Raw genomic sequence first — 18,918 nt, forward strand, 5'->3', positions numbered from 1 at the left:
GGCTTATGGACGTGTTCGGAGCTCCGAAGCGGTCCATAAGCCCGCGAATGGCCCCGGGGTGGGGGTGGGGTCAGGTGGTGAGGAGGGTGTCGAGGTCGGTGAGGACCTGGTTGGCGGCCACCACACCGAGGCCCAGGAACCAGGTCTCGTCGGAGACCGGTCGGACGTGTCCGGACTTGGTGGCGTTGAGCTGCTTCCAGACCGGCCCGCCGAGGACGGTCGCCTGCTGGGTCTTGGCCGGGTCGCCGTAGGAGCCGGTGAACACCCGGTCCGCGTCCGCCTTGCCGATCTGTTCGGTGCTGACCTCCACCGCCAGCTCCTCCACCTCCTGTCCGGCGGGGCGGGGCAGGTTGGCGTCGATGAGGATCGTGCCGATGAAGGACTTCGCCGCGTAGAGGCGGATCCGGCCGGGCATGAACCGGACCATCGAGATCGTCGGGCGCTTGCCGAGCTTCTGCTCCGCGCGGGTGCCGATCTCCTTGGCGCGGCGGGCGTAGTCGGTCAGCTGGGCCTCGGCATCGGCCGTGCGGTCCAGCGCCGCCGCGTTGAGGCGGAAGTTCTCCTTCCAGGTGAAGCCAGGGCGGAGGCTGAAGACCGTCGGCGCGATCTCGGCGAGCTTGGGGTACAGCTGCTCCGCGCGCAGCCGTGAGCCGAGGATCAGGTCGGGGTTGAGCTTCTTGATCGCTTCGAGCTTGAGCGCGTTGGTCGTGCCGACGTTCTCGGGCCGGCCCGCCTTGTCCGCGAGGTAGCCCGGCATGACCGGCGAGCCCTCGGTGTAGGCGACGCCGACCGGCTTGACGCCCAGCGCGGCCACGTTGTCCAGCTCGCCGCCGTCCAGCACGATCACCCGTTCCGGGCGCTTTGCCAGGGTCGTGGTCCCCATGGCGTGCTTGACGGTGCGCGGGAAGACGCCGGGTGCGGCGTCGGTGCCGAACTTCGCGCTCTCCTCCGCTGCCTTGGCGAACTCCGAGCCGCCCTGCGCCACCGCGGGCTGGTCCCCCGCAGGTTTGCCCGTCGCGCAAGCGCCGAGGAGCAGGGCGAGCGCGAGGGCCGCTGCGGTGGTTGTGGTCTTGCTGGGCACGACGGACTCCTTCTGCGCGGTGAACCGCGCTGGTCACACCGAAAGTTAGGGGAGGCTAACCACGGACAGGTGATCAACTCCAGCGGCGCGTGTGCTTTCCCACTGCGCCCGCGGCGGGGTATCAATGCGTGGCGGCGCACATTCCGGGCGGGCAAGGAGGGCTGCGGTGAAGAAGATCATCAATGATCCGGCGGCGGTGGTCGCCGAGGCACTGCGCGGGATGGCCGCGGCCCATCAGGACCTGCTGACCGTCCGCACCGACCCGGCGCTGGTCACCCGCGCGGACGCCCCGGTCGCGGGCCGCGTCGCGCTCGTCTCCGGCGGCGGTTCCGGGCACGAGCCGCTGCACGGTGGCTTCGTCGGCCCGGGCATGCTGCACGCCGCCTGCCCGGGACCCGTGTTCACCTCGCCGACGCCCGACCAGGTGCAGGCCGCGATCGAGGCCGTGCACGGCGGCGCCGGCGTGCTGCTGGTCGTGAAGAACTACACCGGCGATGTCCTCAACTTCGAGACCGCGGCCGAGCTCGCCGCCGCCGAGGGCATCGAGGTCCGCACCGTGCTGGTCGACGACGACGTCGCGGTGAAGGACTCGCTCTACACGGCGGGCAGGCGCGGCGTCGGTGGCACGCTGCTCGTCGAGAAGATCGCCGGGGCCGCCGCCGAACGCGGGGCCGACCTGGACACCTGCGAGGAGCTCGCTCGCCGCGTGGTGGCCAACACGCGCTCGCTCGGCATGGCGCTGACCGCGTGCACGGTCCCGCACGTCGGCGAGCCGAGCTTCACCCTCGCCGAGGACGAGATGGAGATCGGCATCGGCATCCACGGCGAGCCCGGCAGGCAACGCCTGCCGCTGGAGCCCGCCGACGGAATCGTGCGCAGGCTGGTCGACGCCGTCACCGAGGACCTGCCCTTCGCCGAGGGCGACCGGGTGCTGCTGCTCACCAACTCCATGGGCGGCACTCCGCTGCTGGAGCTCTACCTCGCGCACGGGGTGGCCGAGGGCCTGCTCGCCGAGCGCGGCGTCACCGTCGAGCGGAGACTGGTCGGGCCCTATGTCACCAGCCTGGAGATGCAGGGCATGAGCCTGACGCTGTTGAGGCTCGACGATGAGTTGATCGACTTGTGGGACGCTCCGGTGCGCACGGCCGCACTGCGTTGGGGGTGCTGAATGGGTTGCTCGGTCGAGGACGTCACCGCCGCCGTCCGCGAGGCGGCCAAGGTGGTGTGCGCGCATCGGGACGAGCTGGTCGAGCTGGACCGGGAGATCGGCGACGGCGACCACGGTGAGAACCTCCAGCGGGGCTTCACCGCCGTGCTGGCCAAGCTCGACGGCGGTGGCTTCGACGGCCCCGCCTCGGTGCTGAAGGTGACCGCGACGACGCTGATCTCCACGGTCGGCGGGGCGGCGGGGCCGCTCTACGGGACCGCCTTCCTGCGCGCGTCGACCGCCGTCGGCGATGTGTCCGAGGTGGACGGTCGAGTCGTGGTGAGTGCGCTGCGAGCCGCGCTGGAAGGTGTTGTGGCGCGCGGGAAAGCGGCTCCGGGTGACAAGACGATGGTGGACGCGCTGACCCCGGCCGTGGACGCCGCTCAGTCCACTGTGGATGCCGGGGGCGCTGTGCCGGAGGTGCTGCGGGCCGCGGCCGACGCGGCGGACGCCGGAGCCGAGGCGACCATCGCGCTCGTGGCGCGCAAGGGCCGCGCCTCCTATCTGGGCGAGCGCAGCGCGGGGCACCTGGACCCCGGAGCGCGCTCGACCGCTGTGCTGCTGCGGGCACTCGCCGACGCCGCCGGGTCGGCGACCTCCGAGTCCGGACGACACTGACGGGAGCACTTGGTGAAGGTCGGCCTGGTCATCGTCTCGCACAGCGCCTCGCTGGCCGCGGGTGTGGCGGAACTGGCCGCCCAGATGGCCCCTGACGTCCGGATCCTCCCGGCGGGAGGAACGGCCGACGGGGGACTGGGCACGGATTTCGACACCGTCTCCGCCGCGCTGGAGCAGGCCGACTCCGGAGTCGGGGTCGTGCTGCTCTACGACCTCGGCAGCGCGCAGATGACCGCCGAGCTGGCCGTCGAGTCCCTCACCACCCCGATCCGCGCTTTCGTCGCCGACGCCCCGTTGGTCGAGGGAGCGGTCGCCGCGGCCGTGTGCGCCCAGGGCGGCGCGGACCTGGACGCGGTCGGGTCGGCCGCCATCATGGCCCACGCGTTCGTCCAGGGCGAGGCGTTCGACGAGATGGAGCTCGACCAGCACGTCTACGGCAAGGACAACGGGTTGCTGGAGCGGACCGTGGTGTTGCGCAACGAGCTCGGCCTGCACGCCCGTCCCGCCGCGCTCGCCGCCCGCGCCGTCGCCGAGCTGGACGCGGACGTCTCCGTCCGGCACGGCGACCAGGAGGTCGACGCGCGCAGTGTGCTCGCGTTGATGGGACTCGGCGCGCGGGGCGGCGAGGAACTACTCGTCCGAGCGGTTGGCCGAGAGGCGCAAAAGGCCATCGACACCCTTGCTGAGCTGGTGGAATCCGGTTTCGGGGAATGACACCGGCCGGGGTTCTCCCAGGGCGGGGCCGCGCCGCCTGACCTAGTGTCGGTCGCATGGGATTCGGGGGGATCTGCGTCGTCGTCGGCATGCTGCTCGGGAGCACCGCGTGCGGGGTTCCCGACGTGGGTGAACCCGTTGCGCTGTCCGGGATCCAGCCGGGTGTCGTCACGGACTGGCACCGTGTCGACCCGTGCGGCTTCGTCGATCCCGCCCTGCCCGGCCGCTACGGTGCCGCGCCGAGGATCGAGCCCTTCGACTTCAGCTCCTGCGAGATCCCGGTGGCGGCGACGGGCGGCGGCACGATCTACCTCGGCATCGCGACGGACAACCGCCTCGACGACGAGAACGAGCTCCCCGTGCTCGGCCGCGACTTCACCCGGCGCGGCGCGATGCGCGTCGCCGAGCCCAGGCCGTTCGAGGACACGTGCACGTCGAGCGTGGTCTTCCCGGACCTGCGGTACATCGAGGCGAGCGCGGTCCCGAAGGGCGGGGCCAAGGCGGACTCCTGCGGCATCGCGGCGGCGCTCGCCGACTCCGTCGTCGCCACCGTGCAGCAGGGCAGGCACCGGTTCCTCGCGGCTCCGGACAGCTCCTGGGTGCACGTGGACCCGTGCGATCTGTTGACGGGCGAGCAGGTCGCGGTCGTCGCCGGGACCGTTGCCGCCGATGTGAAGCACGGGGCGAACCGGCACAACTGTCGTTGGGGTGCGAGCAGACCCAGCTACACCGGCGTCGTGGTGAACATCGGCGCGGCGACGAACCGGCTGACCGATGTCCACGACCTCGCTGGGCGCCCGACCCAGATCCGGGCCGAGGCCGCCGAGGCTCCGTTGCCGCCCGCCTGCCGGGTCAACACGCAGCACATCGGCTTTGCCTCCGACAAGGTCGAGACCATCGCTGTCGCCGTGTTCGCGCCGAAGGACCCGGAGTGGCTGTGCGAGACGGCGCGCGGCCTCGCCGAGAAGGTGTGGGCGAAGCTGCCCCGCACCCCATGACGCTCTAGCATGCCGCCATGCGTACCTGGGGGTTGGTGCTCGCCGTCGCGTTCGTCGTGCTGTCAGCGGGCTGTTCCACCGTTGTGGTCGGCACGGCCGAGCCCGCGGGGGAGAGCGGCGGCGGTGGTGGTGGTGCCCCGATCAGTGCGATCTCCCTCGGCGAGATCCGCACCGTGGACGTGTGCGGCCTGCTGCCGGGCGAGGAGCTCGCGAAGATCGGTCGCGTCGAGGACCGTCCTGGCCAGGGGATCAACGTCTGCCAGAAGGTGCTGAACCTGGAAGAGGGCGAAGGCGAGGCGAAGAAGGTCGTCGGCGTGCTCGACCTGAAGCTGACGCTGGAGTCTCCCGCCAGCTCGCCTGAATCGGTCAGGCGCAGCTATCCGACCGGCTTCACCGAGAGCAAGCGCGGCGCGACGACCACCTACCAGGGCAAGGACGCCACGGGCAGCTGCATGCGCGCGGCCACGGTGGAGAAGGGGTTGTTGGTGCTGTCGGTGAAGAAGCGCAACAACATGGTCGCCGCCGACCCCTGCGAAGCGGCGTCGTCGCTGTTCGACGGGATGCTGCGCGCGCTGTCCTCGGGCGGTGTGGTGCCGCGCCGGACACCGGACCCGGGCTCGCTCGCCGAGGTCGACCTCTGCGGGCTGGTCACCGCGGACATGCTGAAGTCCGCGTACAACAAGGACCTTCCGCTGTCGCCGAACTCCGGCGCGTTCTCCTGCGCCTTCGGCGAGAGCCCGATGACGGGCACGGTGCTGGTCAAGGCGAGCACCATGGTCAAGCCGGGCGTCATCCCGCCGATGCCGGGCACGAAGGAGTTCGACATCGCCGGGCGGCCGGCCACCCAGCACGACATGGAATCGGGTCAGGCCGGCGGTGGCTGCTCCGTCCAGCTGGGGCACCGGGCCCTCGCCGCGGACGCCGGTGGCGGGCTGCCCTATCTGGAGTCGGTGGACTTCTTCTTCCTGGCGATGGACGCCGGGACGAACGCGTGCCAGCAGACCGTCGCGCTCGCCACGGCCGTCGCGGCGAAGCTGCCCCCCGTGTCCTGAACCGATCCTGCCGATTGTCCACAGTGGATGGTGATGCTGCCATCCGTGTGAACCGCACGCGCTCGCGTGGCGCAGCTCACGGCGGAAACCGCGCCGGGCATGGCACTATCTCGTCAAGTTACTGGCGCGTAGCGTGCCGGACGGGCGCTCCGGTCCCCGATGACGTGGGAGGTTTGCCGTGCCTCGCGAGTTCTCCGCTACCGAAGATCCGCTTGCGGGATCGAGCATCACCAAGGTCGGTGTTGTCGGCCTCGGCACCATGGGGGCGGGCATCGCGGAGGTACTCGCCCGCACCGGCCTGACGGTCGTCGCGGTGGACCTCGACGAGGAGGCCGTGCGGCGCGGGCGCGCCCACCTGGAGCACTCCACGGCGCGCGCGGTCAAGCGGGACAAGCTCTCCAGCGACGACCAGTACGACCTCTTCAGCAGAATCCGTTACACCACAACGCTTTCCGATCTCGCCGACGTGGACCTGGTGATCGAGGCGGTCCCGGAGCGGATGGAGCTCAAGGCCGAGGTCTTCGCCGAGCTCGACCGCGTGTGCCGGCCCGAGGTCGTCCTGGCGTCCAACACCTCCTCGCTGTCGGTGACCGAGCTGTCGGTGGTCACCGGACGCCCCGGCAAGGTCGTCGGGATGCACTTCTTCAACCCGGCGCCGGTGCTCAAGCTGGTCGAGGTCGTCCGCACGGTGGTCACCGAGCCCGACGTGGTCGCCGCGGTCGTCGGCTTCGTCGAGCGGCTCGGCAAGGTGCCCGTGGTGATCGGCGACCGCGCCGGGTTCATCGCCAACGCGTTGCTCTTCGGCTACCTCAACCACGCCGTGCGGATGTTCGAGTCGCGCTACGCCTCGCGCGAGGACATCGACGCGGCGATGCGCTTCGGCTGCGGCTACCCGATGGGACCGTTGCAGCTGCTGGATCTCATGGGCCTGGACACCGCGTACGAGATCCTCGACACGATGTACCACCAGTCGCGGAACCGGTTGCACGCGCCGGCTCCGGTGCTCAAGCAGATGATCACGGCGGGGCTGCTCGGCAGGAAGTCCGGGCGCGGCTTCTACACCTACGACGACGTCGACTCGCCGATCGTCGTGCCGGACGAGCAGACGCCCGGCGACGTGGTGCAGGGCGGCCGGGTGCGCGAGGTGCAGCGGGTCGGGGTCGTCGGCACGGGCACCATGGCGACGGGCATCGTCGAGGTCTTCGCCAAGGCGGGCAACGACGTGGTGATGCGGGCGCGCAGCGAGGTCAAGGCCACCGCGGCGCTGGAGGCGGTGCGCCGCTCGCTGGACAAGGCCGTGCTGCGCGGCAAGCTCACCGAGGAGGCCCGCGACGCCGCACTCGGCCGCATCCGGATCACGGTCAGCTTCGACGACTTCGCCGACTGCGACCTGGTCGTTGAGGCGGTCGCCGAGGAACTTGAGGTCAAGAAGGCGGTTTTCGGCGCGCTGGACGAGGTGTGCAAGCCGGGCGCGGTGCTGGCCACGACGACCTCCTCGCTGCCGGTGATCGAGTGCGCTGCGGCGACCTCACGGCCCGCCGACGTGGTCGGCCTGCACTTCTTCAACCCCGCCCAGGTGATGAAGCTGGTCGAGGTGGTGCACACGATCTCGACGTCACCGGACGTGCTCGCGACCGCCCGTTCGCTCTGCGTCAAGCTCGGCAAGCACGCGGTGAGCTGCGGTGACCGCGCGGGCTTCATCGTCAACGCGCTGCTGTTCCCGTACCTCAACGACGCGGTCAGGATGCTGGAGGCGCACTACGCCGACGCCGACGACATCGATGGCGCGATGACCATCGGCTGCGGCCTGCCGATGGGCCCGTTCGCGCTGCTCGACGTCGTCGGGCTGGACGTGGCGCTGGCCATCCAGCGCGAGCTCTACCTGGAGTTCCGCGAGGCGGGGTTCGCGCCAGCGCCGCTGCTGGAGCACCTGGTGACGGCGGGGCGGCTGGGCCGCAAGGCCGGCAAGGGGTTCCGCGACTACACCGTCTGACTGTCAGGGGTGTGCTCTAGCTTCGGCGGCATGGCAACTTGGTCGGACGTCGAGGCATCCGCGCCGCAGTTCGCGCGGCGCGTCAAGGAGAGCTTCGACGCGTACACGAACAAGACGATGGCGACGCTGCGCCGGGACGGATCACCCAGGATCAGCGGGACCGAGGTCGAGTTCGTCGGCGGCGAGCTGTGGCTCGGCGCGATGTGGCAGTCGCGCAAAGCGCTTGACCTGCAACGAGATCCACGCTGCGCGGTGCACTGCGGAACGGGGAACGGCGGCGAGTCCTGGACCGGCGACGCCAAGCTCTCCGGAACCGCGGTGGAGATCACCGACCCGGTGCGGCACAAGGAGATCAGCGAGGCCAGCGCGGGCGAGGCGCCACCGGGCCCGTCGCACCTGTTCCGGCTGGACATCAACGAGGTCGTGCACACCAGGGTCGAGGACAACCGCCTGGTGATCGAGCTCTGGCGGGAAGGGGGTGGTCTGCGCAGGCTGGAGCGCCAGTGACCGCGCGGGGTCAGCCGCAGCAGCCACCGCCACAGCAACCGCCGCCTCCTCCTCCGCCACCGGCGGGGACCGAGGCCGCGCCGGTCATCCCGAGCGTGGTCAGCAGCTTGACGGTGTCGTCGTGGCCCGCCGGGCACCGCGCGGGGTCGGACGCGGCGCTCATCGGGCGGTTCACCTCGAACGTGCCGGAACACTCGCGGCAACGGAACTCGTACGTCGGCATGCGCCCATTCTGCAGGGGTACTTGCTCGCGTTGACGTATCCGATCGGATACATCACGATGATGGCATGGTTGCCGGTCTGATGATTGAACGCGCGCGTCATGAGGCGGGGCTGACTCAGGAGGAACTAGCTCACGCCGCCGGTACCTCACGTCCGACGCTGTCGGCGTACGAGCACGACCGCAAGTCGCCAACGATGGCGACCATGGAACGGTTGCTGCGTGCGACCGGCCATACGCTCGCGGTCGAACCACTGCTGTCTTTCAGCGACCGCGTCACCAGTCGCGGGAGGTTGGTGACTGTTCCGTCGAGTCTTCCGCGCCTTGAGCCGCGAAAGGCCTTCGCCAAGGTCGTCTTGCCCTTGCATCTGAACTGGTCCAGTCCTGGCACCGTTGTCGACTTGTCCGATCGCCGGCAGCGCGCACTGTGCTACGAGGTCGTCTTGCGCGAGGGCGGAGCCGATGACATCCGTGAGTATGTCGACGGTGCCCTGCTCGTCGACCTGTGGGACGAGCTCGTGCTGCCACGAGAGGTTCGCGCGTTCTGGGAACCGGTTGTCGAAGCCGGGATCTAGTGCCCACACAGGACTTCTCTGTCAGTGAGGGCATCTCGCTCACCGAGTTCCAGGTTGAGGTCGCTCGGCTGTTCTTCACCTTGACCACAGCAGAAGGGTTTCTGTTGGCAGGTGGGGCGGGGCTTGCCGCGCAACGGCTGACCGCGCGTCCTACCCAGGACCTCGACTTCTTCACCTCGTGTTCCGCCGACGTCGTGGCGGCCAGGGACGAGTTCGAGGTAGCCGCCGCTCGTCGGGGGTGGGGTGTCCGGCGGATCCGAGACGACACGAGCTTTGTGCGTCTGGAGGTCAACGGTTCCGAAGCACTCCTCGCTCGACCTCGCTTCGGATGCTGCGCCCGGCCGCCCTGCGGTGGTCACTGTGGTCGGCCCAAGCGGAACTCGCGGGCAGGAAGCTCATTGCCTTGTTCGACAGGGCAGCGGCACGGGACTTCGCTGACGTCTACGTGCTTGCCGCTCGGTTTGGCACGTCGCTCCTGGTTGAGCGCGCGGCTGAGGTCGATCACGGATTTGACGCGCAGGTGCTTGCGGAGATGTTCCGCACGCTCTCCCGCTACCAGGATGCCGATATTCCTGTGCCTTCTGATGAGGTCAAGGCACTTCGAGCGTTCTTCGTCTCCTGGGGCGAAGAACTGGCCAGTGCGCGAGAGGCCCCGGACGCCTGAGCATCCGGGGCCCCGTCAGCGATCTCGGTGCTGCGAGCGGGGTGTCAGCCCAGCTGGGCGCGCACCCACTGCTCGACCTCGTCGGTCGCGATCGGCAGCGCGTCGGAGAGCACCCGCGAGCCCTCCGGCGTGACCACGAGGTCGTCCTCGATGCGCACGCCGATGCCGCGCAGCTCCGGTGGCACGGTGAGGTCGTTGGGGTGGAAGTACAGACCGGGCTCCACCGTCAGCGCCATGCCCACCTCCAGCTTGGCGTCGTGGTAGGTCTCGGCGCGGGCGTTGGCGCAGTCGTGCACGTCGAGCCCGAGGAAGTGGCCGACACCGCAGACGATGTAGCGGCGGTGCTGCTGGCCGTCCGGGTCCAGCGCCTGGTCCACGGACACCGGCAGCAGGCCCCAGTCGTGCAGGCCCTCGGCGAGCACCCGCATCGCGGTGCGGTGGAACTCGCGGTAGTCCGCGCCGGGCACGACCTCGGCCATCGCCGCCAGGTGGGACTTGAGCACGAGGTCGTAGACCTGCCGCTGCGCCGGGCTGAACTCGCCGTTCACCGGGAAGGTCCTGGTCACGTCGGCGGTGTAGAGCGTGTTGACCTCGACACCCGCGTCCAGCAGCAGCAGCGAGTCGTCCGGGACGCCGCCGTCGGCGCGCACCCAGTGCAGCACCGGCGCGTGCGGTCCTGCCGCCACGATCGACGCGTAGCCCGGGGCGTTTCCGCTGGTTCTGGCTCTGCGGTCGAAGGTGCCCTGGAGCCAGCGCTCGCCACCGCCCTTGATCGCGGTGGGCAGCTCGCCCGCGACCTCGGCGAAGCCGATCACCGTGGCGTCCACCGCGGCCTGGAGCTGGCCGATCTCCCAGTCGTCCTTGATCCGCCGCAGCTCGGCGACGGTCCGCCGCAACGCCGCCGCCTGCACCGGGCCGACCGAGACCAGCGCGTCGAGCATCGGCTCGATGCCGGTGGTGGCCACGACCCCGGGCAGCCTGCCGCGCAGCGCCGAGGGCAGCTCCTCCAGCGGACGGCAGCGCAGGCCGAGCGCCTCGGACCACTCGCGCATGCCGGGCACCGGCCCGATCCACAGCTCGCCGTCACGGGCGTTGGCGAAGAAGTCGGGGTCACCGGGGCCGGCGGGCTCGCGCAGGAACAGCTCGGCGGAGTGACCGCCGTCGTGCGGGTGCATGACCAGCACGGCGCCTTCGGCGTTGCAGCCGGTCAACCACGAGAAGTCGCTGTCCGGCCGGAAGTCGAAGTCGGTGTCGTTGGAGCGCACCGGTGCGCGTCCGGACGCGACCGCGATCCGCAGACCGGCGAACTCGGCGCTGAGCCGGTCCCGGTGCGCGGCGGCGGCCTCGCGGGCCCCCGCGGGCAGTCGGACGGCACGGTCGGCCGGCCCCCAGCCGTCCCGCACGTACTCCCGGAAGCCCGAAGCGTCGACCAGACGGCTCGGGTCGCGGCGTGCGGGTCGTTCCTCGGCGTTCATGACACCTCCGTGTTCTCCGTCGCCGGTTCCTCGACGACCACCCCCACCGTAAGCCCCGACCCCCCACAACGGCGGACAAGCGGGTCAGAGCGTGAAGCCCCGGGGGAAGGGGTCGGTGGGGTCCAGCAGGTAGGTGGACCTCGCGGTGATCCAGGCCCGTCCGGTGACCTCGGGGACGACCGCGTCCCTGGTGCCGACGCGGGTGGGCGCGGTCAGACGGCCGGTGAAGCGGGTGCCGATGAAGGACTCGTTGACGAAGTCCTCGTCGAGACCGAGATCGCCCCTCGCGTGCAGCTGGGCCATCCGGGCGCAGGTGCCCGTTCCGCAGGGGGAGCGGTCGAACCAGCCCGGGTGGATCACCATCGCGTTGCGCGAGTGGCTGCCCGAACGCCCCGGCGCGGTGAACTGGACGTGTTTGCAGCCGGAGATCGCCGGATCCGTCACGTGCGTGGGACGACGCTGCTCGTTGATGGCGTCCATGACGGACAGCCCGGCCGTGAGAATCTCGTTCTTCGCCTTGTGGGAGAACGGGATTCCGAGTTGGTCCAGCGGCAGGATCGCGTAGAAGTTGCCGCCGTAAGCGAGGTCGTAGCGCACCTCGCCCAGGGCGGGGACGTGCACGCTCGCGTCGAGCTCGTGGGCGTAGGCGGGCACGTTCTGGATCGTCACGTGCTGAGCGCGTCCCCCGGACACCGCGACCTCGGCCACCACCAGGCCCGCCGGGGTGTCCAGCCGGACGTGGGTGACCGGCTCGGCGACCTCCACCATGCCCGTCTCCACCAGGACGGTCGCCACGCCGATCGTGCCGTGGCCGCACATCGGCAGGCAGCCCGAGACCTCGATGTAGAGCACGCCCCAGTCCGCGTCCGGGCGCGTCGGCGGTTGCAGGATGGCCCCGCTCATCGCCGCGTGACCGCGCGGTTCGTTGACCAGCAGCTGCCGGATGTCGTCCATGTGCGCCATGAAGTGCTCGCGCCGCTGAGCCATCGTCTCGCCGGGGATCGGGCCGACGCCGTCGGTGATCACGCGCGTCGGCATGCCCTCGGTGTGCGAGTCGATCGCGGTGAAGGACCTCGTCATCTCACGCCCCCGCCAGGTGCTCGACCGCGCGGCGCATGTCGGCTTCGAGCCGGGCGAGCTGGTCCTCGTCCAGCGGTCCCCGTGGCGGTCGGCACGGCCCGCCGAAGCGGCCGACGACGTCCATGCCGTACTTGATCGCCTGGACGAACTCCACCCGCGAGTCCCAGCGGAACGCCGCGACCAGCGGCTCGTAGAGCGCCCGTGCCTCGTCGAGCTTTCCTTCGCGGGCAAGGGAGAACAGCTTGGCCGACGCGGCGGGGAAGACGTTGGGGAAGCCCGCGAACCAGCCCGTCGCGCCCATCAGCAGGGACTCCAGCACCACATCGTCAGCGCCCGCGACCACGGTCAGCTCCGGGGCCAGCTCGCGGATCTCCAGGACCCGGCGAACGTCCCCGCTGAACTCCTTGATCGCGACCACGTTGTCGATCGCGGCGATCTCGGCGACCAGCGCGGGCGTGAGATCGACCTTGGTGTCAACGGGGTTGTTGTAGACCATCACCGGCAGGCCCACGCTCGCCACCTGCTCGAAGTGGTGGATCACCTCGCCGTGGTTCGCGCGGTACATCGTCGGCGGCAGGCACAGCACGCCGTCCGCGCCGTCCTCGGCCGCCTTCTCCGCCCAGGAGCGGGCCTGGTGGGCTCCGACACCGTGCACACCGACGACCACAACTCCTTGGGCGCCAACGGCTTCGATGGCCGTGCGCGCGACTGACCTGCGCTCGGTCTCGGTGAGCGAGGAGTACTCACCGAGCGAGCCGTTCGGGCCGACGCCACGGCAGCCGTTGTCCACCAGCCAGCGGCAGTGCTCGGCGTAGCGGTCCAGGTCGGGCCGGAGCCCGGCCGGAGCCGAGGTGTCCTCGGCGTAGGGCAGCGCGGTCGCCACGATGACGCCGTCGAGCCGGTCCAGGGTCATGCCGGGTCCTCCTCGGGGTGCAGCGGGGTGTCGGCGAGCTCGCCGAGCCGGATGGGCGCGGCGATCGGGCGGCGGACGGTCTCGGTGATCCCGGTCAGCTCGGCAACGGCGCGTCCGCAGATCCGGCCCTGGCACGGCCCGAGCCCGACGCGGCTGACCAGCTTGAGCGAGCGCAGGTCCCGAACCTGGCGCTGCTCGACTGCCTGGCACAGCTCGCCGTAGCTCACCTCCTCGCACCGGCAGATGAGCGTGTCCGAGTCGAGCCAGCTCCGCCAACCAGGCTGAACCGGGTGTGCCGCCGCCAACGCGCCCGCGAACATTCGTCCTTTTCGGACTGTCCTCAGCGCGTGGTGCGGAACGTCGCCGCGCGCTGCCGCTGTCCCGGCCACCGTGCCCTCGGCTGCCGCGAGGTCGGCTCCGCCGATGCCCGTGATCTCACCGGCCGCGAACACACCAGCCACGGAGGTCCGTTGTGCGCTGTCGACTCGGACGAAGCCCTTGTCCACATCGCATCCGGTCGCGACGGCGAGGTCGATCTGCGGGACAAAGCCGAAGCCCACGCACACCGCGTCCACGTCGAGGCGCTTCTCGGAACCGGGAACGACGTTCCAGTCCCTGTCGAGCTTCGCGACGGTAACCGCCGTGACGTGGCCCGATCCGTGGGCCGCGATGACCGTTGTCCTTGGAAGATACGGAATGCGATGCTTGGCGAGCATCGCGGCATACCCGGCTAGCTCGGCGGCCTTGCCGCGCCCGGCGAACGTGCCGCGCAGGTCGCGCATCCAGCCGGTGGGCGAGTTCGCTTCAAGCACGCCGAGCACGCGTGAGCCGACGTTCACCAGAGACTCGGCGACCGGCAGCAGGAACGGGCCGGTGCCCGCGAGCAAGACGCGGTCTCCGACCGCGACCCGCTGTCCTTTCGCGAGGGCCTGTGCCGCGCCAGCTGTGCAAACTCCGGGAAGGTCCCAGCCGGGAAAAGGAATCGCGCGGTCATACGCGCCAGTGGCGAGGATCAGCGAGCGGGCGTCGAGCACCGTCGCGACGCGGTCTGGCGCGTCAGCCGGGCCGGTTCGCAGGTGCAGTCGGTGTCCGCGTTCGAGCGGTTCGACCGCCCACACGACCGTGTTCGCAAGGTGCTGAACGCCAGGAATACCAACGTATGCGGTGTCAAACGCCTGCCTGCCGTACTGGCCACCCAGCCGTGGTGCGGAGTCGATGAGCGTCACCGAACTCCCGCAGCGGACAGCGGCCTCCGCCGCCGCGACTCCCGCTGGTCCCGCTCCCACTACGACGATGTCCGCAGGAAGCGGAGCGGGCTGAGCCGGAGTGGTTGGAGTGTGTTGGCAGGCACGGATGTCGTGGGGAGGGATCAAGCAGTCGTGGCAGGCGCCGATCCCGCAGAAGAGGCCGCGTTGGCGTCCGTTGTTCCGTGTGGTGCGCCACGAGATCTTGCCGGCGGCGATGAGGGCCGCCGCGACGGTCTGTCCTTCTTGGACAGTGATGGTCACGCCATCCACGGTGATCTTCATTGTGGTCTGTCCACTCGGAACGGCTTCGGGTCCACGTGCGGGTCCCGACCGGTGAACAGCTCCGCCACGAGTTGGCCGGTCGCCGCCGCGAGGCCGATTCCCGCGCCCTCGTGTCCCGTCGCGTGCCACAGGCCTGGCAACCGTGGATCTTCGCCGATGACCGGGAGGTGGTCCGGCGCGTAGGGGCGGAAACCGCCGTACGACCGCATGATCTGCACTTCGGCGAGAAACGGGAAGAGGTTCACGGCCTTGCGTGCGAGTTCGCGAAGCACCTCGACGCGCAGGGTGCCGTCGAAGCCGACGCGCTGCCTGCTGGAGCCGATCAGCACTGTGCCCGCTTTGGTCGACTCCACCACCGTCGAAGTCTGGAGGTCTGCGTCGCCGCTCGCCACCGCACCCACGTAGTCGGCGTCGTACACCTTGTGCCGCACGGTGTCTGGCGGAAGCGGCGCGGTCACCAGAACCACTCCGCGCCTGGGCAGGATCTGGATGGGAGCACCAGCGGCGCGCGCGAAGTCGCCGGACCACGGGCCGCAGGCGTTGATCACCGCGCTGCAGGGGATGCGGCCTCGGTTGGTGCGCACCGCTTGGACAGCCCCCGTGCCAGATCGGTCGACTCCCAGTGCCTCGGTGCCGGATCGGACCCGGCCGCCGCGTTTGCGCACTGCGGCGAGGAGCGTCGTTGTGGCCAGAACCGGTTGCAGCTGCGCGTCTTCCGGGTAGTGGACGGCTGCGGTGACGGCTTTGGTGAGATGCGGTTCGAGTTCAGCCGCTTCCGAGGTGCTGATCGGGCGTGCGTCCACACCGGCTTCGCGTTGCGCTGCGGCGAAGGTGGCCAAGGGCTGTGCCGCATCCGCTGTCGTGGCGACGACCAGTCCGCCCTTGGGGTCCCATTCGACCTCGGCGGCGGAGGGACCGAGCTCTTCGCGCAGCTCGGCGAGCAGCGTCGGCCAGCGGCGCCGGGATGCCTGTGCCAGTCCGAGCTCCGGGCCGGGCTCCTTGTCGGAGACCAGCACGTTGCCCTCGCCCGAGGCTGTGGTCCCTGCGGCCGGAGCCGCGCGGTCGAGCACGAGCACCCTGATCCCGTGTGCGGTCAGCGCCTCCGCGCAGGCTGCGCCGATCACGCCCGCGCCGACGACCACCACATCGGGAAGTGCCACGCCGCCCCTCCGCATCGTTCATTTCAATGAACGTTTGGGAGCGTAGGCAGGATGAGCGGCGAGGGTCAACCCCGACCGCAGGGCGCTCCGAGCTGCACCGGTCCAGCCGTCGCCGGGTACTCCAGCAGCAGCACGGACGTCACAGGGCCGTCGACGGCCTCGTAGAGGTGCGGTTGCTGGGCCGAGAAGCACACGTAGTCGCCCGGACCGAGGGTGTACGGCGCCTCTGCCGGGCCGACGCGGAGAAAACCCGACGTCACAACGGTGTGCTCTCGTCCGGGGTGGCCGGTGGAGCGTTGGGTCTCGCCCGGTCGCACGCGCTGGTCGTAGAGCTCGAAGACGGTGTCGGTGACGTCCATCCGGCGCAGCATGCGCAGGTCCACGGCGTCGCCGCTGAGCACGTCGAGCCCGGCCGAGCGGATCAGCACGACGTCCTGCGCGACGCGTTCGGTCAGCAACGAGGAGACCGGGACTTCGAGTGCGTTCGACAAACTGAACACGGTCTCGATCGTGGGATTGCCCGTGCCGGACTCCAGCTGCGAGAGCGTTCCCTTGGCGATGTCGGAGCGCCGCGCGAGCTCGGACAGCGACAGCCCGCGTCGCTCGCGCAGGGCGCGCAGGTTCGCCGCGAGCACCTGACCGGCCTGTTCCCGGACCACCCCAGCCTCCTCGACCCCAGAGTCAGTCCACCCAGACTGGCACCCTGGCCAGACCACGTGCGAGCCGGGCGGCGTCCACGAGCTCCTGGATCAGCTCGGTCTTCGCCTTCGTGTACGCGAAACCGTCGGTCAGCTCACCGGCCAGCCGCTTCTTCAGCGCGCCGTAGCGAGCGGCGTCGTCGGGGTGCTCGCGCAGCCAGTCCCGCAGCAGCAGCTCGTTGAACTCGGCCAACTCGTCCTCGGGCACGACGTGCAGGTGGTGCGTGCGCCTGCCGTCAACCTCGCGGTAGAGGAACAGCCGCCCGCGCATGCCAGTGTCCATCGGGGCGTAGCCGAGCGGGCGCATCGCCTCGGCGACCGCGGGCGCGTCCAGCTCGACGGAACGAACACCCGCGACGATGTCGATGGTCGGCTTGGCGGCGAGCCCGGGAACCGAGGTGCTGCCCATGTGCTCGACGGTCAGCACCCGGTCGCCGCAGGCGGCACGGATCTCGGCCCGTGCCGCCTCGAACAGCACCGGCCACGCCGGGTCGTACTCAGCGATCTTGATCCCCATTCGCGGGACCCTAGAACATCTAGCGAACCTTGTAATCGCCGTTTGTCGTGGTGAAGAACGGCACGGTGCTGTTGCAGAGCAGGGTGTTCTGCTCGAAGCCGCCGGTCGCCCAGCTCCACCCGATCCGGTCGCCGCGTTTGCCGTTGTCCTGCACGGAGAGCCCGACCCGCTTGCCGACAACCTTGATCTCCGGCGGCAGCCCCGGCAGCTCGGCGCGTTCCACGATGCCCGTCATGACGGCCTGTCCGTGCGCGGAGAACAGGCAGTCGACCCTGCCGGAGAACTCGGCGAACGCCTTGCCGTCCGGCTTGGTGTGCAGCACGTGGAAGGTCCCGCCCGCCTTGCCGGGAGTGCCGTGCGCGTTCACGGTGAAGCGGACCGGGTCACCGGCGAGCGGTCCGAACATCTTGGGCAGCGTGCCCCCGGCCGAGCCGACCAGCCTGCCCTCCGGCTCCGCGGGCGCGGCGGTCGCCACGGTGGCCGCCCCCGCCGCGAGCGCGGACGCCAGCGTGACCGCGAGAGCGCCTGCGATGAGCTTCATGGTGTTCCCCCTTCGTCGTCGGTGCGGCCAACTCTGCTCGGCGTGCCGCGGGTGCGGCTCCCACCAGCGGGCCAACCGTCTCCCCCGCGCGAGCTAGGGTTTCGCCCCGTGCCACGTCACAACCGCCGAGACCGTCGCCCCGAACGCCCGCTCGGGGGCGGTGTGGGCTGGGCGCGCACGGAGAGCGGACCGGACGGCGACTGGCTGGTGCGCAACGTCGCGGGCTCGCAGGCCACGAAGCACTACCGCTGCCCGGGCTGTGACCACGAGATCGTCCCCGGCACGCCGCACGTGGTTGCCTGGCCCGCCGACGAGCACGGTTCCAGCGCGGACCGGCGGCACTGGCACCAGGGCTGCTGGTCGGCCAGAGGCAGACGGGGGCCGACGCGCCGCTGGTCGTGACGCTCGTCGCGCTCGCGCCTGTCCGGACGGGTGGCAAAATCGGAGCCGAGATGACTACTGAGATCCGCGCGAACACCGTGCTCCCCGCCCGCCGTGAGTCGATCACCCTGCACACCGCGGACGGGCTGAACCTCGTCGGCGAGCTGTCGCTGCCGCCGGAGGGCGCGCCCAAGGCGACGCTGGTGCTGTTGCACCCGCTGCCCACCCACGGCGGCATGATGGACTCGCACCTCTACCGCAAGGCGGCGTGGCGCCTGCCCGCGCTGGCCGACGTGGCGGTGCTGCGCTTCAACACCCGTGGCACCGCCAGCGAGGCCGGGCGCAGCGACGGCGAGTTCGACAACGGTGAAGGCGAGCGGTTCGACGTCGCCGCCGCGCTGGAGTACGCGGAGTTCCACGACCTGCCGAACGTGTGGCTGGTCGGCTGGTCCTTCGGCACCGACCTCGCCCTGGTGCACGGATGCGATCCGCTGGTGAAGGGCCTCTTCCTGATCTCGCCGCCGCTGCGGTGGAGCCAGCCGTCGCACCTGCAGACCTGGGCGGAGTCCGGCAAGCCGGTCTACTGCCTGGTGCCGGAGCACGACGACAACCTGCGCCCTGACGAGGCCCGCGAGCGGTTCGCGGCCATCCCGCAGGCCAAGGTGATCCCGGTAGAAGGGGCCAAGCACCTCCTGGTCGGCTACGCCGAGGAGGCCCTGGACCAGCTCGTCGCGGCCGTGGTCCCGGACGTGGCGACCCCGCTGCCGCGCACCTGGGACGGGCCGTCGACCACGCACCAGGTCACCATCGTCGGCAACTGACCGTTCTGCTGACAGGGAGCGGGCCAGCGGTCGTGGATGGCCAAGGAAATCCGCACCCAAGTCCGGGAGAGTTATCCGAGGGCAACTCGACGGAGTCGGGGCGGCAGCACGGCCCTTTAGAGGGCGTTTAATCCCGGGAGTTCTGTTTTGTTCGGGTTCACGTGCCGCGCCAGG

21 protein-coding genes and 1 pseudogene are annotated in these 18,918 nt (G+C 70.4%); 11 read left to right on the forward strand and 11 right to left on the reverse strand.

The annotated features are described in order from the left end of the window. Positions 1–70 precede the first annotated feature (70 nt). Complete coding sequence (locus tag ACFFQA_RS18445; RefSeq protein ID WP_377853382.1) at positions 71–1,081, reverse strand: ABC transporter substrate-binding protein; 1,011 nt, start codon at positions 1,079–1,081, stop codon at positions 71–73. Positions 1,082–1,247: 166 nt separating this feature from the next. Here ACFFQA_RS18445 and dhaK point away from each other — a divergent pair, with 166 nt between their 5' ends. The 7 genes from dhaK (at position 1,248) to ACFFQA_RS18480 (ending at position 8,170) form a co-directional block, all read left to right on the forward strand. Further along, complete coding sequence (gene dhaK, locus ACFFQA_RS18450) at positions 1,248–2,249, forward strand: dihydroxyacetone kinase subunit DhaK (protein WP_377853384.1); 1,002 nt, start codon at positions 1,248–1,250, stop codon at positions 2,247–2,249. Then, on the forward strand, positions 2,250–2,906 hold the full coding sequence (gene dhaL / locus ACFFQA_RS18455; RefSeq protein WP_377853386.1) for a dihydroxyacetone kinase subunit DhaL: 657 nt from the start codon (positions 2,250–2,252) through the stop codon (positions 2,904–2,906). A 12-nt stretch (positions 2,907–2,918) separates the two neighbouring features. After that, positions 2,919–3,620 (forward strand): dihydroxyacetone kinase phosphoryl donor subunit DhaM, encoded by a 702-nt coding sequence (dhaM, locus tag ACFFQA_RS18460; RefSeq protein ID WP_377853388.1) that lies wholly within the window; start codon positions 2,919–2,921, stop codon positions 3,618–3,620. Between the two features lie 56 nt (positions 3,621–3,676). Further along, the gene (locus tag ACFFQA_RS18465; RefSeq protein ID WP_377853390.1) at positions 3,677–4,618 is read left to right on the forward strand and encodes a DUF3558 family protein; all 942 of its coding nucleotides are present in this window, start codon (positions 3,677–3,679) and stop codon (positions 4,616–4,618) included. A 17-nt stretch (positions 4,619–4,635) separates the two neighbouring features. Then, on the forward strand, positions 4,636–5,670 hold the full coding sequence (locus ACFFQA_RS18470) for a hypothetical protein (RefSeq protein WP_377853391.1): 1,035 nt from the start codon (positions 4,636–4,638) through the stop codon (positions 5,668–5,670). 178 nt (positions 5,671–5,848) lie between these two features. Further along, the gene (locus tag ACFFQA_RS18475) at positions 5,849–7,663 is read left to right on the forward strand and encodes a 3-hydroxyacyl-CoA dehydrogenase family protein (protein ID WP_377853393.1); all 1,815 of its coding nucleotides are present in this window, start codon (positions 5,849–5,851) and stop codon (positions 7,661–7,663) included. A gap of 30 nt (positions 7,664–7,693) precedes the next feature. Then, the gene (locus ACFFQA_RS18480) at positions 7,694–8,170 is read left to right on the forward strand and encodes a pyridoxamine 5'-phosphate oxidase family protein (protein WP_377853394.1); all 477 of its coding nucleotides are present in this window, start codon (positions 7,694–7,696) and stop codon (positions 8,168–8,170) included. 10 nt (positions 8,171–8,180) lie between these two features. Here the strand turns inward: ACFFQA_RS18480 and ACFFQA_RS18485 are convergent, their stop codons facing one another. After that, positions 8,181–8,393 carry an FmdB family zinc ribbon protein gene (locus tag ACFFQA_RS18485; protein ID WP_377853396.1) on the reverse strand — a complete coding sequence of 71 codons (213 nt, stop codon included), beginning with the start codon at positions 8,391–8,393 and terminating at the stop codon, positions 8,181–8,183. Positions 8,394–8,458: 65 nt separating this feature from the next. On the opposite strand from ACFFQA_RS18485, the gene ACFFQA_RS18490 reads away from it, so the two are divergent. Beyond that, positions 8,459–8,965, forward strand: a complete 507-nt coding sequence (locus ACFFQA_RS18490) for a helix-turn-helix domain-containing protein (protein WP_377853398.1) — start codon at positions 8,459–8,461, stop codon at positions 8,963–8,965. Between the two features lie 328 nt (positions 8,966–9,293). Beyond that, a complete protein-coding gene (locus ACFFQA_RS18495) occupies positions 9,294–9,629 on the forward strand; it encodes a nucleotidyl transferase AbiEii/AbiGii toxin family protein (protein ID WP_377853400.1) in 336 nt (111 codons plus the stop codon). Between the two features lie 44 nt (positions 9,630–9,673). On the opposite strand, the gene ACFFQA_RS18500 is transcribed toward ACFFQA_RS18495, so the two are convergent. The 9 genes and pseudogenes from ACFFQA_RS18500 to ACFFQA_RS18540 all read right to left on the reverse strand — a co-directional run bounded on the left by ACFFQA_RS18500 (position 9,674) and on the right by ACFFQA_RS18540 (position 17,542). Then, on the reverse strand, positions 9,674–11,104 hold the full coding sequence (locus ACFFQA_RS18500; RefSeq protein ID WP_377853402.1) for an aminopeptidase P family protein: 1,431 nt from the start codon (positions 11,102–11,104) through the stop codon (positions 9,674–9,676). 84 nt (positions 11,105–11,188) lie between these two features. Then, the gene (locus ACFFQA_RS18505) at positions 11,189–12,184 is read right to left on the reverse strand and encodes a proline racemase family protein (protein ID WP_377853404.1); all 996 of its coding nucleotides are present in this window, start codon (positions 12,182–12,184) and stop codon (positions 11,189–11,191) included. 1 nt (position 12,185) lies between these two features. Next, complete coding sequence (locus ACFFQA_RS18510) at positions 12,186–13,097, reverse strand: dihydrodipicolinate synthase family protein (protein WP_377853406.1); 912 nt, start codon at positions 13,095–13,097, stop codon at positions 12,186–12,188. Next, a complete protein-coding gene (locus tag ACFFQA_RS18515) occupies positions 13,094–14,470 on the reverse strand; it encodes an FAD-dependent oxidoreductase (protein WP_377853430.1) in 1,377 nt (458 codons plus the stop codon). The genes ACFFQA_RS18510 and ACFFQA_RS18515 overlap by 4 nt, the downstream gene beginning before the upstream one ends. 51 nt (positions 14,471–14,521) lie before the next feature. Beyond that, positions 14,522–14,626 (reverse strand): annotated as a pseudogene (locus tag ACFFQA_RS18520) (2Fe-2S iron-sulfur cluster-binding protein); the annotation flags it as partial. Then, complete coding sequence (locus tag ACFFQA_RS18525) at positions 14,623–15,786, reverse strand: NAD(P)/FAD-dependent oxidoreductase (RefSeq protein WP_377853408.1); 1,164 nt, start codon at positions 15,784–15,786, stop codon at positions 14,623–14,625. The pseudogene ACFFQA_RS18520 and the gene ACFFQA_RS18525, both read right to left, overlap by 4 nt. Positions 15,787–15,851: 65 nt before the next feature. Beyond that, entirely contained in the window at positions 15,852–16,445 is a 594-nt protein-coding gene (locus ACFFQA_RS18530) for a helix-turn-helix domain-containing protein (protein WP_377853410.1), read from the reverse strand. A gap of 22 nt (positions 16,446–16,467) precedes the next feature. After that, the gene (locus ACFFQA_RS18535; protein WP_377853412.1) at positions 16,468–17,001 is read right to left on the reverse strand and encodes a GrpB family protein; all 534 of its coding nucleotides are present in this window, start codon (positions 16,999–17,001) and stop codon (positions 16,468–16,470) included. Between the two features lie 19 nt (positions 17,002–17,020). Continuing rightward, positions 17,021–17,542 (reverse strand): hypothetical protein, encoded by a 522-nt coding sequence (locus tag ACFFQA_RS18540; protein ID WP_377853414.1) that lies wholly within the window; start codon positions 17,540–17,542, stop codon positions 17,021–17,023. A 108-nt stretch (positions 17,543–17,650) separates the two neighbouring features. Here ACFFQA_RS18540 and ACFFQA_RS18545 point away from each other — a divergent pair, with 108 nt between their 5' ends. Beyond that, positions 17,651–17,944, forward strand: a complete 294-nt coding sequence (locus ACFFQA_RS18545; RefSeq protein WP_377853415.1) for an Rv1322 family protein — start codon at positions 17,651–17,653, stop codon at positions 17,942–17,944. 50 nt (positions 17,945–17,994) lie between these two features. Then, complete coding sequence (locus ACFFQA_RS18550) at positions 17,995–18,744, forward strand: alpha/beta hydrolase (RefSeq protein WP_377853416.1); 750 nt, start codon at positions 17,995–17,997, stop codon at positions 18,742–18,744. The last annotated feature ends 174 nt before the right edge of the window (positions 18,745–18,918 follow it).

Origin of the sequence: Allokutzneria oryzae (assembly GCF_042429765.1) — a bacterium.
Lineage (GTDB): Bacteria > Actinomycetota > Actinomycetes > Mycobacteriales > Pseudonocardiaceae > Allokutzneria > Allokutzneria oryzae.

Excerpts from the sequence above, each read along its gene's own strand:
- ACFFQA_RS18495 (WP_377853400.1), top strand. The coding sequence starts at position 9,294 with ATGCTGCGCCCGGCCGCCCTGCGGTGGTCACTGTGGTCGGCCCAAGCG.
- ACFFQA_RS18480 (WP_377853394.1), top strand. The coding sequence starts at position 7,694 with ATGGCAACTTGGTCGGACGTCGAGGCATCCGCGCCGCAGTTCGCGCGG.
- ACFFQA_RS18500 (WP_377853402.1), bottom strand. The coding sequence starts at position 11,104 with ATGAACGCCGAGGAACGACCCGCACGCCGCGACCCGAGCCGTCTGGTC.
- ACFFQA_RS18550 (WP_377853416.1), top strand. The coding sequence starts at position 17,995 with ATGACTACTGAGATCCGCGCGAACACCGTGCTCCCCGCCCGCCGTGAG.
- dhaL (WP_377853386.1), top strand. The coding sequence starts at position 2,250 with ATGGGTTGCTCGGTCGAGGACGTCACCGCCGCCGTCCGCGAGGCGGCC.
- ACFFQA_RS18470 (WP_377853391.1), top strand. The coding sequence starts at position 4,636 with ATGCGTACCTGGGGGTTGGTGCTCGCCGTCGCGTTCGTCGTGCTGTCA.
- ACFFQA_RS18505 (WP_377853404.1), bottom strand. The coding sequence starts at position 12,184 with ATGACGAGGTCCTTCACCGCGATCGACTCGCACACCGAGGGCATGCCG.
- ACFFQA_RS18535 (WP_377853412.1), bottom strand. The coding sequence starts at position 17,001 with ATGGGGATCAAGATCGCTGAGTACGACCCGGCGTGGCCGGTGCTGTTC.
- ACFFQA_RS18490 (WP_377853398.1), top strand. The coding sequence starts at position 8,459 with ATGGTTGCCGGTCTGATGATTGAACGCGCGCGTCATGAGGCGGGGCTG.
- ACFFQA_RS18465 (WP_377853390.1), top strand. The coding sequence starts at position 3,677 with ATGGGATTCGGGGGGATCTGCGTCGTCGTCGGCATGCTGCTCGGGAGC.
- ACFFQA_RS18510 (WP_377853406.1), bottom strand. The coding sequence starts at position 13,097 with ATGACCCTGGACCGGCTCGACGGCGTCATCGTGGCGACCGCGCTGCCC.
- ACFFQA_RS18540 (WP_377853414.1), bottom strand. The coding sequence starts at position 17,542 with ATGAAGCTCATCGCAGGCGCTCTCGCGGTCACGCTGGCGTCCGCGCTC.
- ACFFQA_RS18485 (WP_377853396.1), bottom strand. The coding sequence starts at position 8,393 with ATGCCGACGTACGAGTTCCGTTGCCGCGAGTGTTCCGGCACGTTCGAG.